The sequence below is a fragment of the Blautia faecicola genome, assembly GCF_004123145.1.
GTDB classification, from domain to species: domain Bacteria; phylum Bacillota; class Clostridia; order Lachnospirales; family Lachnospiraceae; genus Oliverpabstia; species Oliverpabstia faecicola.
Map to the genome: position 1 here is coordinate 981,720 of NZ_SDKC01000001.1, position 13,284 is coordinate 995,003.

Consider the following 13,284-nt stretch of genomic DNA (forward strand, 5'->3'; position numbering starts at 1 on the left):
ATTCTTGGTAGTAACCGGGGACTCCCAGTGTGTATGTTTTGCTTTTCCCCTTGCACTGGGAGGTCACCCGGCTATTATATTTTACGCGTTTATTAAGAAATTTGGTGGCTTACAGGGGGATTGTGATAGCAGTTCCGGAATAGGGCGACAGGAAAGGGAAGAACAGGAGGCGATTGGAGTGCCATTCAGGATCGTACGCAATGACATTACAAAAATGCATACAGAAGCTATTGTCAACACGGCAAATGAATATGTATCAGTTGGTACCGGCTGTGACAGTGCTGTTTACAAGGCAGCAGGCTACGATAAACTTCTGAAATATCGAAAAGAAAAAATTGGTTTTGTGCCAGAAGGTGGAGCTTTTATCACTCCTGGATTTAATCTTGAGGCAAGGTATATTATTCATGCAGTAAGTCCGCGTTATATGGGAGGAGATCAGGGAGAGGAAGAAAAGCTTCGTTCCTGTTACAGAAAGAGTCTACAGATTGCAAAGGAGAACAGCATAAAATCTATTTCATTTCCCCTTATTTCTACCGGAGGATTTGGGTATCCCAAGGAAGAAGGAATGCGAATTGCAGTAGATGAGATGAATGCATTTTTGCTTAGCAATGAAATGGATATTTTCCTGATAGTGTTTGATACGAAGGCTACTCAGCTGGGAGAGAAAATTTATCCCGGACTGGAAGCGTATATCGATCAGAACTATGTTAAGGAAGCCAGGAAAAAAGAGTATGGTGATGCTTATGTTCCGATAAGACAAAGCGAACTGGTCTATGACGCGTATCTTCCGAACGCTCAGAGGATGGAAAGACGTCAGACTTCCACATTAAAAAAGGAAACGGCAAAGAAATATCTCTCGAAAGAAGTTCGACAAGGCGATAAATTATGTGAAAGTGATGAGACTGCATGCCTTGATTTTGAAGAACAGCACGAGAGCAAACTACCATCCCAACAAGCTGACCGCGTTATGCCTGTGTGTTGGGGCAAAGGTGAATCTGGATGAATCAAAAGATTTGCTGGCAAGAGCAGGATATGCGTTATCGCCCTGTGATAAGACGGATATCATCTTTTCGTATTTCATTGAGAATGAAATTTATGACATGATTGAGCTTGATATTCAGCTGGAGGAGCATGGCTTGCCGTGTATAATTTCATAGAAATTTAAGGTCGCTTTGAAAGCGACCGGTTTGGAAGATCTTTTTCGTATAATGAGTCTGTAAAAAGAAAACACCGCGAGGTGAGAATCGTAAAGGAGGACGAATTTTATGCGTAAAGGATTAACAGAAGTTGTTTTTATTTTAGACAGAAGCGGTTCTATGAGAGGACTTGAGGCGGATACGATTGGCGGCTTTAATTCCATGATTGAGAAGCAGAGCAAAGAGGAAGGCGAAGCCTGCATTTCCACAGTGCTTTTTGATGATCGGCAAGAGGTTTTATATGACAGGGTGCCGGTAGATAAGGTAGAGCCGATGAATGACCGTCAATATTATGTGAGGGGGTGTACAGCACTTCTCGACGCACTCGGCGGAGCGATTCACCATATTGCAAAGGTTCACAAGTATGCCAGAGAAGAGGACAGACCGGAAAAGACTTTATTTATTATAACAACCGATGGTATGGAAAATGCCAGTCATAAATATTCCTTTCATAAAGTGAAGAAAATGGTTGAGAAGGAAAAAGAGAAGTATGGCTGGGAATTCTTATTCCTGGGAGCCAACATAGATGCAATCGAAGTCGCCGGAAGAGTTGGTATCGGAGCTGACAGGGCGATCAATTATGAATGCGACAGAGAAGGAACTGCTCTGAATTATCAGGTCCTTTCTGAAACCGTATCTGCTGTAAGGAAATCGAGGAGCAGAGTGGAGATGAATCAGACGATATCAGCCTGCTGTGCATCGATCAGAGAGGATTATAAGAAACGTCATAAAAACAGAAGGGCGTAGGGTAAAAGAGGAACAGCATACCATTAAAATATTAAAAAACCAAAAATGATTTTTCAAAACAAATGGTGGGAGAAAAGAAAACTTGCCTGTGTGTGGGAAATATGGTAGACTCTAAGAAGATGTGTATTCATAGAGAATACATGGAAAAATACAGCCGGGGATATAAGGGCTGGATGAAGAATAACAGACAGGAAAGAGGAATATAGATTATGAAGTTGGGTATCGTTGGACTTCCGAACGTAGGTAAGAGTACATTATTTAACTCACTGACTAAGGCAGGTGCTGAGTCTGCCAATTATCCGTTCTGTACGATTGATCCGAATGTGGGTATCGTGGCAGTGCCGGATGAGAGACTGAAACTGCTGGGGGATTTTTATCATTCCAAGAAGGTGACTCCGGCGGTGATTGAGTTTGTGGATATTGCAGGTCTGGTAAAAGGAGCTTCCAAGGGAGAAGGCCTGGGTAATCAGTTTCTTGCGAATATTCGAGAAGTGGATGCGATCGTTCATGTGGTTCGTTGTTTTGAAGATTCCAATGTTATCCATGTGGATGGAAAGATCGATCCGGTACGTGATATTGAGACAATCAATCTGGAACTGATCTTTTCGGATCTGGAGATTCTGGAGAGAAGAATTGCCAAGACGACAAAGGCAGCCAGAATGGATAAGACAGCAGCGAAAGAGCTGGAACTGCAGCAGAGAATCAAAGCGCATCTGGAAGACGGAAAACCGGCGATCAGCTTGGAGCTGGAAAATGAAGATGAAGAGGCATGGATGCAGGAGTACAATCTGCTGACAGCAAAACCGGTCATTTTTGCAGCAAATGTTTCCGAGGATGATCTGGCGGATGACGGAGCTTCCAATCCGCATGTACAGGCAGTCCGCGAGCTGGCAAAAGAGCAGAACAGCGGTGTGTTTGTCATCTGTGCGGAGATTGAGCAGGAGATCGCAGAGCTGGAAGACGATGAGAAGAAGATGTTCCTGGATGATCTGGGAATTGAGGAGTCCGGTCTGGAGAAACTGATCAAGGCAAGTTATGAACTGCTGGGACTGATGAGTTATCTGACTGCCGGCGAGGATGAGACCCGTGCATGGACCATCAAAGTGGGAACGAAAGCACCGCAGGCAGCAGGAAAGATTCATACCGATTTTGAGAGAGGATTTATCAAAGCAGAAGTTGTCAACTATAAAGATCTTCTGGAATCCGGTTCCTATGCAGGTGCGAGAGAAAAAGGTCTGGTCCGCATGGAAGGAAAAGAGTATGTGGTAAAAGACGGAGATGTGATTTTATTCCGTTTCAATGTATAAGTAAATGAGTAGTAAAAAAACGAGGAAAAATGAGGAAAAGTTCGACTTTTCCTCATTTTTTTTCCAAAATTTCCCCTTGTATTCTTTCAACATATGGTTTAGAATAAAGAGCATAAGTGGTAGAAAGTGGAGGAAAGTGGTGCGAAGGGGAGAACGTGTGGCAGCCGATTCCAACAAGCACCCGAAATAAAAGGTTGGGGAGAACCGTTTATTTCATGATTCCGGGGAGTTCCCCGGTACTCAAAGAGGGTAAATTCTATGTTCATGGGAGAGTACAGTCATACAATTGACGCAAAAGGAAGACTTATTATACCGTCTAAGTTTCGCGAAGAACTGGGAGATGAATTCGTGTTAACAAAGGGTTTAGACGGCTGCCTTTCTATTTATCCTATGGAACAGTGGAAAGTCTTTGAGAAGAAACTGGAAGCTTTACCGCTTACAAACAAAAATGCGAGAAAATTTTCACGATTCTTCGTGGCAGGTGCGACGACATGTGAACTGGATCGACAGGGGAGAATTCTGGTACCGGCAACGTTACGGGAATTTGGAGGTCTGGAAAAAGATGTGGTACTCACCGGTAATCTGAACCGGATTGAAGTCTGGAGCAAGGCGAAGTGGAGTGAAAATAATGACTATGATGATATGGATGCGATTGCAGAAGACATGCAGGAGATGGGAATTATCATCTAAAGTCCGGTGAAAGAAAAAGGAGTAAGAGCGTTAGATGGAGTTTAAACACAAATCGGTATTACTGAAAGAAACCATAGACAATCTGAAAGTCAAGCCGGATGGCATCTATGTTGACGGAACTTTGGGAGGGGCAGGACATGCCTCAGAAGTGTGCAAATTATTATCTGCCACGGGGAGATTAATAGGAATAGACCAGGACGATGCGGCAATACAGGCGGCAAGTGAGAGACTGCGGGACTATCAGGATCGCACGATGATCATTCGCAGCAACTATTGCCACATGGTCCCGGAATTGAAAAAAAGGGGAATCAACTCTGTTGATGGTATTGTGCTGGATTTGGGAGTATCTTCCTATCAGCTGGATCATGCAGAACGCGGTTTTACGTACCGGGAGGATGTGCCTCTGGATATGCGTATGGATCAGCGGCAGACCAAGACGGCGGAAGATATCGTAAATACTTACAGCGAGAGTGATCTGTACCGGATTATTCGTGACTATGGAGAGGACAAGTTTGCGAAAAATATTGCAAAACATATCTGTCTGGCAAGACAGGAAGCACCGATCCATACCACAGGAGAATTAACGGAGATTATAAAAAGAGCCATTCCGATGAAAGTCCGGGCAACGGGCGGACATCCTTCCAAGAGAACGTTTCAGGCGCTCAGGATCGAACTGAATCATGAGCTTGATGTTCTGCGCGATTCTCTGGATGGAATGATTGACTTTTTAAATGACGGGGGAAGGATTTGTATCATTACCTTCCATTCTCTGGAAGACCGGATCGTAAAGACGATTTTCCGAAGAAATGAAAATCCATGTACCTGTCCGCCGAATTTTCCCGTATGTGTATGCGGAAAAGTATCCAAGGGCAGAGTGATAACAAGAAAACCGATTCTTCCGTCTGCGGAAGAACTCGAGTGGAACAGTCGCTCACAGAGTGCAAAATTGCGGGTATTTGAACGTCAGATATCCGAAGCAAAGTAAGGAGACAGCAACAATGGCCAGAAAGCAAAACAGAAGGGTAAATTCCAGATCGGAACGAATAGTGGAACAGTATGTCGTGGACGGCAATACGATCCGCAAGATTCAGGCCATACCACAGGAAGAGCCGGAAAGAAAACCGGTTCGACGGTCGACTTCCAGAAATCGTGCGAGAACCAGAGCCATGAGCCGTGGTTATGTGATGTTTCTGGCGGTGGTATCAGCGACAGCTCTGTTTATGTGTGCCCGTTATCTGCAGATCAAATCTGCAATCACAACACAGAATAAACAGATTGCTACTACGGAATCAGAACTGAGTCAGCTGAAAGCAGACAATGATGCATTATACAACAGTGTAATCTCATCAGTGGATCTGGAAAAGATAAAGGATAAAGCGATGAACGAACTGGGGATGACCTATCCGCAGGAAGATCAGATTTATCAGTTTGATACAGCAGGAAACAGCTATGTACGTCAGTATAAAGATGTACCTGATACGACAAAATAAGGTGGTTACGTGCAAAGAAAAAGAAGAAAGAAAAGGGGCAACGCCCTTTTAACAAGAAAGATAAATAGTAAGATGCGTATGAAGCTGGTATGGCTGTTTGGAATAGTCGTACTGGCTTTCGTAGGTTTAGGCATACGAATTACCGTGATCAATGCCAGCCAGGGAAAACAGTACAGCAAACAGGTACTAAGCCAGTCACAGCAAAAGTATGACAGCCGTGTGATCCCGTTCAAACGTGGGGACATCACCGACAGGAATGGTGTGGTACTGGCGACCAGTGAGAAAGTGTATAAAGTGATCCTGGACTGTAAAGTGGTCAATACCAAAGAAGAGTATGTGGAACCGACAATCAAAGCCCTGGTGGATGTGCTGGGGCTGGATGAGGAAACGATTCGGGAAAGACTGGAAGATAAGACGACAAAGAGCAGCCAGTATCAGATCCTGCAAAGCAATGTGTCCATCAACCAGAAAAAAGCGTTTGAGGACTATACCGATGTGTCCAGCGATGAGGCAAAAGAAACATTGACCAAAGAAGAAATCGCAGAACGTTCCAATGTCAAAGGGGTATGGTTCGAGGAAGATTACCGGAGAGTCTATCCGCTGAATTCCACAGCCAGTCATCTGGTCGGATTTACCTATACGGGAGATACCGCAGACTGGGGAATCGAGGGATATTATTCCAGTACCCTGAACGGTGTCAACGGAAGACAGTTCGGATACTATAATTCCGATGACGATGTGGAGCAGACGATCATCGATCCGGTCAACGGAAACAGCGTACAGTCAACGATTGACCTGAATATCCAGCAGGTAGTAGAAAAATATATCGACAAGTTTATGACCGGTATGGCAAACGGTCCGCGAGGAGAACAGGGAGCCGCCAATGTTGGCGTGGTGGTAGCCAATCCGAAAAACGGTGAGATCCTTGCCATGGCAACCGACAATCCATACGATCTGAATAACCCGAGAGATCTCACGCCATATTATTCGGACGAAGAGATCAAGCAAATGAAAGACAAGGATGACGGAACGATGCTGGAAGCACTGTACGGCATCTGGCAGAACTATTGTATCAGTGATGCGTTCGAGCCTGGATCGACAGTAAAACCACTGACGATCGGGGCAGCACTGGATGCGGATGTGGTACAGCCGACCGATACCTTTGTCTGCGACGGCTATCAGAAATTTGGGGATACGATGATCCGGTGTTCTATCTATCCGAGAGCGCACGGAACAGAGACCCTGTCGGATCTGATCAAACATTCCTGTAACGATGGTCTGATGCAGATCGGAGCACTGCTAGGTCCGGAGGAATTTCTGAAATATCAGAAAATCTTTAATTTCGGCTCTACTACGGGCATCGATCTTCCGGGAGAAGCTACCGGTATCCTTCATTCCGAAGAAAATCTGTCTTCGGGAAGCACCGAGCTTGCCAGTGCATCTTTCGGACAGGGATATACCTGTACCATGATCCAGGAGATTGCAGCGATCTGTTCGGCGATCAATGGCGGATATTACTATCAGCCGCATGTGGTCAGCAAGATTATGAATGAGGATGGAGATGTCATCAAAGACATCCAGCCGGTGGTAACCAAGCAGACGGTATCCAGCGATGTCTCCGCACTGATTCGTCAGTACATGGGCGCGGTTATGGAGTCGGACGGTACTGGAGCAACAGCGAAAGTAGACGGCTACAGCATGGGCGGAAAGACAGGAACCGCACAGAAATATCCGCGTGAAGATAAAAAATATCTGGTATCCTTTATCGGTTTTGCACCGCTTGATGATCCGCAGGTGGTTGTCTATGTGGTTGTGGATGAACCGAATGCAGAATCTCAGGCAGACAGTCTGTATGCCCAGTATCTTTACAAGGGGATTATGACAGAAATCCTGCCATACCTGAATATTTTCCAGGACGAAGAAGTGACGGATAAGACCAATGCCAAGATGAGTTATCTGGAAGAACTGATCAATCAGAAAGTGGAATCCACCGGACAGTCAGACAGCGCAGATGACACCGCGACGGCAGCACCGCCGGAAGACGACAGTGAGACAACGCTCAATAACAAGCAGGAGAGCGACGGTATCACGGACGAAGAAGCGGCAATACAGAGTGGCAATTAAGGAAGATTACGAATATGAATAACCCCGCAGAAGCAGCCATACATTAGATGGAAAGCTTCTGCGGGGTTTCTTTATGAGTAAAAATAAAACGTTTCATAAGAAAAAGACGCTGGTGGTTTTTCTGTGTTGTATCGCGATGCTCGCAGGTCTGATCGGCCGGCTGGTCAGTCTGATGGTGGTACAGTCGGAGTATTATGCGAAAAAAGCCGATGATCTGCATGAGAGAGAGCGTAAGATCAAGGCGGCGAGAGGGCGGATTCTGGATGTGAATGGAACGGTGCTGGCGGATAATAAGACCGTCTGTACGATATCGGTCATCCACAGCCAGATCAAAGAACCGGAAAAGGTGATCGCGATGCTGGTAAAAGAACTAGGGATTGATGAGGCGGGAGCGCGAAAACGGGTGGAAAAAGTTTCTTCGATTGAAAGAGTCAAAACAAACGTGGAGAAAGAAGTGGGGGATAAGATCCGGGAATATCAGCTTGCCGGTGTAAAAGTGGACGAGGATTTTCGAAGATATTATCCATACAATGAACTTGCTTCCCGGGTACTCGGATTTACCGGAGGGGATAATCAGGGGATCATCGGACTGGAAGTAAAATATGAAGAGGTACTAAAAGGGATCAACGGGACCATCCTCACAACGACAGATGCCAGGGGAATCGAACAGAATGGAATCGGAGAAAAACGGAAGGAGCCTGTGGCGGGCTTCGATCTTAGCACCAGCCTGGACTATAACATCCAGATGTATGCCCAGCAGGAGGCGGAACGGGTGATGGAACAAAAAGAAGCCGAGAAAGTATCGATTCTGTTATTAAATCCGAAAAACGGGGAGATTTATGCCTGTGTTAACGTCCCCGAGTTCAATTTGAATGATCCCTACACCCTGTCAGCAGGGACGGTTCTTTCTGGTCAGGAGGAGAAAACAGATGCCTTAAACCGGATGTGGCGAAATACCTGTATCAACGATACCTACGAACCGGGTTCCACCTTTAAGATCATCACAGCATCCGCAGGTCTGGAAGCCGGTGTGGTGACATTGCAGGATCAGTTTTCCTGTCCGGGATTCCGGGTGGTGGAAGACCGGCGGATCCACTGTGCGAGAAGAACCGGACACGGAGCCGAGACTTTTGTGCAGGGGGTAGAAAATTCGTGCAACCCGGTATTTATCGATGTGGCGCTGCGGCTGGGAGTGGAAAAATATTATTCTTATTTTGAAAAATTCGGTCTGCTGGAAAAGACCGGTATCGATCTGCCGGGAGAGGCGGGGACGATCATGCACAAAGAGGAAAATATCGGGCAGGTGGAACTGGCGACGATCGCATTCGGGCAGTCCTTTCAGATCACGCCGATGCAGCTGGCAACGACAGCCGCTTCCCTGATTAATGGTGGTGAGCGGATCACGCCACACTTCGGGGTGAAGGTACAGGATCAGGAGGGAAAGGTCATAAAAACGTATTCCTATGAGAAGAAAAAAAGAATCCTGTCCGAGCAGACCTCAGAGAAAATGCGCTACGCTCTGGAGATGGTGGTGAAGGAGGGCGGCGGAAAAAACGGGCAGGTGGAGGGCTATCGGATCGGCGGGAAAACAGCCACTTCCCAGACGCTTCCAAGAAGTGCCAACCGGTATATTTCCTCTTTTCTCGGTTTTGCCCCGGCGGACGATCCGGTGATCCTCGGGGTCTGTATCATCTATAATCCGCAGGGAATCTATTATGGCGGAACGATAGCAGCCCCGGTGATGAAAACGATTTTTGAGAATGTGCTGCCGTATCTGGGGATAGAGAAAACGGAAGTCGTGGCGGAGAAAAGCAAAACAGAATGACAGAATCCCGGAATTTGCGGAAGCGTGTGGAATAACGGTTGCTGAATGGGGGGAAAAGTATTATACTTAGAACGTAAAAAAACTGAACAGAAAAATGTTCATAATGTACGAGGTGAAATATGGATTTTAAAATTGTGATACCGGTGATTATTTCTTTTGTGATCAGTGTGATTCTGGCACCCGTGATTATTCCGTTTCTGCGGAGACTGAAAGCGTCCCAGACGGAACGTACCGACGGTGTGAAGTCTCATCTTTCCAAAGCGGGAACCCCGACGATGGGTGGTCTGATCTTTCTGATCGCAGTAACAGTGACATCTTTGTTTTATGTAAAAGATTATCCGAAGATCATTCCGATCTTATTCCTGACGCTGGGATTTGGTCTGATCGGATTCCTGGATGATTATCTGAAAGTTGTGCTGAAACGTTCCGACGGACTGCTTCCGGCACAGAAGATGGCAGGACAGATCGTGGTAACTGCAATTTTTGCTTTTTATCTGATTCGTTTTACCGATGTGAAACTGACACTGCTGGTACCGTTCAGCCATGGTTATTACTGGAACATCGGCTGGGTGGCAGTACCGCTGTTATTTGTAGCGGTGATCGGTACGGTAAACGGTGTAAACTTTACAGACGGACTGGACGGTCTTGCATCCAGCGTGACCGTGATGGTTGCAACATTTTTTACGGTTGTGGCAGTGGGAACACAAAGCGGTATTGAACCGATCACCTGTGCGGTTGTCGGTGCGTTGATGGGATTTCTGCTGTTCAATGTATTTCCTGCGAAAGTATTTATGGGAGATACCGGATCTCTGGCACTGGGCGGATTCGTTGCAGGTACTGCCTATATGTTACAGATGCCGCTGTTTCTGATCCTGGTAGGTCTGATCTATCTGATCGAGGTAGCTTCTGTTATGATCCAGGTTACTTACTTTAAAAAGACCGGTGGAAAGAGATTCTTTAAAATGGCACCGATCCACCATCATTTTGAACTGTGTGGATGGTCTGAGACAAGAGTTGTGGCAGTATTCTCCATCATCACAGCCATCCTGTGCATGATCGGTCTGCTGGCACTGTAATGGATGTACCCTCGGAGTCTTTTTTGCACTTGCTTCTGTGGCTGATTTTCCGCCAGTTGCACCCAAATTTCATCAACGTACGTATCGCGTACGCCTCAGAAATTTGGATGCAACTGACAAAAAATCTTCTCACAAAATCAAGCACAAAAAAGATTCCGAGTGTACATAAGAAAAAAACGGGGAGAGAACCATGAAGTTAGAAGGAAAACGTGTATTAGTATTTGGTGCTGGTATCAGTGGTATCGGTGCAGCGGATCTGCTCTGTAAAGTGGGAGCGTGTCCGGTGATTTATGATGGAAATGACAAACAGGATCCGGAGGCGATCAAAGCCAGACTGGAACAGCCGGAGAATGTGGATATTATTCTCGGAGAACTGCCTGAAGAGGCGAGAAAAACACTGGATCTGGTAGTGATGAGTCCTGGAGTTCCGACGGATCTTCCGATTGTGAAGACACTTCGCACACAGGGACTTCCGATCTGGGGTGAGGTAGAACTTGCTTATCAGATGGGCAAAGGAAAAGTCCTGGCGATCACAGGAACCAACGGAAAGACAACGACAACTGCCATGCTTGGAAAAATCATGAGTGATTATCTGGACAGTGTCTATGTGGTTGGAAATATTGGAACACCGTATACTTCTGTAGCTCTGGACACAAAAGAAGAGACTGTGACAGTGGCGGAAATCAGCAGCTTCCAGTTAGAGACCATCCAGGACTTCCAGCCTGCAGTCAGTGCAATTTTGAATATCACAGAGGATCATCTGAACCGTCATCATACGATGGAAGAATATATCCGTGTGAAAGAACTGATCACCAGCAACCAGACAAAAGATCAGGTCTGTGTACTGAATTATGAAGATGAGGTGCTGAGAACTTTCGGGGAAAGCGGACAGGTGAAAGCAAAAGTTGTGTATTTTTCCAGCCTCAGAGAACTTTCACAGGGTATTTTCTTGAGAGGAAAAGAGATTGTTTTAAGAGCCGGAGAAAAAGAATTCGTGATCACGACCACAGACCGCCTGAAGATCCTTGGCCGACATAACCACGAAAATACAATGGCGGCAGCAGCCATGGCATATTACGCAGGGGTTCCGGTGGAAAATATCAAAGAGAGTGTGGAAAACTTTGTAGCGGTAGAACACCGAATTGAATATGTAACAGAGAAAAACGGAGTCGTATATTACAACGATTCGAAGGGAACCAACCCGGATGCAGCCATCAAAGGCATCCAGGCGATGGACCGCCCGACACTGCTGATCGGTGGTGGATATGACAAACAGTCTTCTTACGAAGAGTGGATTGAAGCATTTGACGGAAAAGTGCGTTACCTGGTGTTGATCGGTCAGACGAGAGAAAAGATCGAAGAAACTGCTCACAAGTGTGGTTTTATGAATACGATCCTGGCGGACAATCTGGAAGAGGCTGTAAAGATCTGTGCCGAAAAAGCGAACAAAGGTGATGCAGTCCTCTTATCACCGGCATGTGCAAGCTGGGGACAGTTTGATAATTACGAACAGCGTGGCCGGATGTTCAAAGAATATGTATACGCCCTGCCGGAGGCAGATGCGTAACGAGAGCCGGAGGGTATGGAGCCTTCAGGTGGAAGAGGGAGGAACGGTGCAGGAAGTCCTGCGAAGACAGGCAGGTTTCACGAAAAAAGAGATCAGCCGTGCAAAATTTCTTCCTGACGGAATCCGGAAAAATGGCATCCGGTGCAGAGTGACGGAAAAAACGCTGCCCGGTGACATCATAGAGATCCTGCTGGAGACGGAAACACAGTGTTCCGGTCATCTGACAGCCAACACAGAGGTCCTGGACATTCTTTACGAAGACCAGGACCTTTTAGCTGTCAATAAACCGGCAGGTGTGGTCACGCACCCGCAGGGCGGTCACTACGAAGACACTCTGGCAAACCAGGTAAGCGCTTATTATGCTTCCCGGCAGGAGTCCCACACCGTCCGCCCCATCGGCCGCCTGGACAAAGACACCTCCGGCATCGTCCTCTTCGCCAAAAACCAGATCGCAGCCGCCAGACTGCAAAAACAGAGAGAGCGGAGAGAATTCCGGAAAACTTATCTTGCTGTCACCCAGCTTCCGCAGAACAGAAAAGACGATGCCCGGAACATCGACCAGGAAAAGAAACGTGAAATAGAAAAAGAGTACGAGAAGGAGATCATGGAAAAAAACGAAGCAGAAAAATTCCCCGGCTGGAACGAAATCACCCGGCGCCTGGAAGATCTTGGAACCACATCAGACACAGATGCCTGGACCCTGATTGACACCCCAATGTCCCCCGATCCGGAAAACCATCTTCGCATGATCTCCACCCCTCTCGGCAAACCCGCCAGAACCCTCTATAAACCCCTCTGGACCGGCAAAGTAACACAATGCCTCGCCCTCCACCTGGAAACCGGCAGAACCCACCAAATTCGCCTCCACATGGCCACCCAGACCTGCCCGCTCCTGGGCGATCCCCTCTATGGCGGCCCCCAAACCCAACTCCACCGCGCAGCCCTCCACGCCTACCAGGTAACCCTGCGTCAACCCTACACCGGCGAGAAACTCCACCTAACCGCCCCCATCCCGGAAGACCTCCGGAACTTGAGCTTAGAATAAACAAAAACAGAACAATTATCGCAGTAATTGGGAATGTGGAGTGTAGAAATCGAAATTGGATAATAACTGAGAAAAATAAAATACCTTGAGAATAAATGCTTTTACGATTACATATATTCTCAAGGTATTTTATATAAACAATGCAAAAGAGAAGAAGATTAATAAAGTTTTATAAACATACAAATTAAATTTCCTTTCAACTTTATCATCCTCCCAT

Annotated in this window: 11 protein-coding genes; all 11 read left to right on the plus strand. The window is 46.6% G+C overall.

Features of this window, described 5'->3' with window-relative positions; genetic code table 11:
- Positions 1 to 178 precede the first annotated feature (178 nt).
- Entirely contained in the window at positions 179 to 1,003 is an 825-nt protein-coding gene (locus tag ETP43_RS04540; RefSeq protein WP_129257178.1) for a macro domain-containing protein, read from the plus strand.
- Between the two features lie 262 nt (positions 1,004 to 1,265).
- On the plus strand, positions 1,266 to 1,943 hold the full coding sequence (locus tag ETP43_RS04545; protein ID WP_022400339.1) for a vWA domain-containing protein: 678 nt from the start codon (positions 1,266 to 1,268) through the stop codon (positions 1,941 to 1,943).
- A gap of 209 nt (positions 1,944 to 2,152) precedes the next feature.
- Entirely contained in the window at positions 2,153 to 3,250 is a 1,098-nt protein-coding gene (gene ychF, locus ETP43_RS04550; protein WP_022399451.1) for a redox-regulated ATPase YchF, read from the plus strand.
- Between the two features lie 258 nt (positions 3,251 to 3,508).
- Entirely contained in the window at positions 3,509 to 3,940 is a 432-nt protein-coding gene (mraZ, locus tag ETP43_RS04555) for a division/cell wall cluster transcriptional repressor MraZ (protein ID WP_022399450.1), read from the plus strand.
- A 34-nt stretch (positions 3,941 to 3,974) separates the two neighbouring features.
- On the plus strand, positions 3,975 to 4,925 hold the full coding sequence (rsmH, locus tag ETP43_RS04560) for a 16S rRNA (cytosine(1402)-N(4))-methyltransferase RsmH (RefSeq protein WP_022399449.1): 951 nt from the start codon (positions 3,975 to 3,977) through the stop codon (positions 4,923 to 4,925).
- 13 nt (positions 4,926 to 4,938) lie between these two features.
- Entirely contained in the window at positions 4,939 to 5,430 is a 492-nt protein-coding gene (locus ETP43_RS04565; RefSeq protein WP_129257179.1) for a hypothetical protein, read from the plus strand.
- Positions 5,431 to 5,508: 78 nt separating this feature from the next.
- On the plus strand, positions 5,509 to 7,554 hold the full coding sequence (locus ETP43_RS04570; protein WP_330546371.1) for a peptidoglycan D,D-transpeptidase FtsI family protein: 2,046 nt from the start codon (positions 5,509 to 5,511) through the stop codon (positions 7,552 to 7,554).
- A gap of 73 nt (positions 7,555 to 7,627) precedes the next feature.
- Positions 7,628 to 9,379: a peptidoglycan D,D-transpeptidase FtsI family protein gene (locus tag ETP43_RS04575; RefSeq protein ID WP_129257181.1), complete on the plus strand. Its 1,752-nt coding sequence runs from the start codon at positions 7,628 to 7,630 to the stop codon at positions 9,377 to 9,379.
- Between the two features lie 119 nt (positions 9,380 to 9,498).
- Positions 9,499 to 10,455 (plus strand): phospho-N-acetylmuramoyl-pentapeptide-transferase, encoded by a 957-nt coding sequence (gene mraY / locus ETP43_RS04580; protein WP_022399445.1) that lies wholly within the window; start codon positions 9,499 to 9,501, stop codon positions 10,453 to 10,455.
- 190 nt (positions 10,456 to 10,645) lie between these two features.
- The gene (gene murD, locus ETP43_RS04590) at positions 10,646 to 12,022 is read left to right on the plus strand and encodes a UDP-N-acetylmuramoyl-L-alanine--D-glutamate ligase (RefSeq protein ID WP_129257183.1); all 1,377 of its coding nucleotides are present in this window, start codon (positions 10,646 to 10,648) and stop codon (positions 12,020 to 12,022) included.
- A 28-nt stretch (positions 12,023 to 12,050) separates the two neighbouring features.
- Positions 12,051 to 13,067 (plus strand): RluA family pseudouridine synthase, encoded by a 1,017-nt coding sequence (locus tag ETP43_RS04595; protein WP_164979596.1) that lies wholly within the window; start codon positions 12,051 to 12,053, stop codon positions 13,065 to 13,067.
- Positions 13,068 to 13,284: the final 217 nt, after the last annotated feature.

Excerpts from the sequence above, each read along its gene's own strand:
- ETP43_RS04545 (WP_022400339.1), top strand. The coding sequence starts at position 1,266 with ATGCGTAAAGGATTAACAGAAGTTGTTTTTATTTTAGACAGAAGCGGT.
- ychF (WP_022399451.1), top strand. The coding sequence starts at position 2,153 with ATGAAGTTGGGTATCGTTGGACTTCCGAACGTAGGTAAGAGTACATTA.
- mraZ (WP_022399450.1), top strand. The coding sequence starts at position 3,509 with ATGTTCATGGGAGAGTACAGTCATACAATTGACGCAAAAGGAAGACTT.
- rsmH (WP_022399449.1), top strand. The coding sequence starts at position 3,975 with ATGGAGTTTAAACACAAATCGGTATTACTGAAAGAAACCATAGACAAT.
- ETP43_RS04565 (WP_129257179.1), top strand. The coding sequence starts at position 4,939 with ATGGCCAGAAAGCAAAACAGAAGGGTAAATTCCAGATCGGAACGAATA.
- ETP43_RS04570 (WP_330546371.1), top strand. The coding sequence starts at position 5,509 with ATGAAGCTGGTATGGCTGTTTGGAATAGTCGTACTGGCTTTCGTAGGT.
- ETP43_RS04575 (WP_129257181.1), top strand. The coding sequence starts at position 7,628 with ATGAGTAAAAATAAAACGTTTCATAAGAAAAAGACGCTGGTGGTTTTT.
- mraY (WP_022399445.1), top strand. The coding sequence starts at position 9,499 with ATGGATTTTAAAATTGTGATACCGGTGATTATTTCTTTTGTGATCAGT.
- murD (WP_129257183.1), top strand. The coding sequence starts at position 10,646 with ATGAAGTTAGAAGGAAAACGTGTATTAGTATTTGGTGCTGGTATCAGT.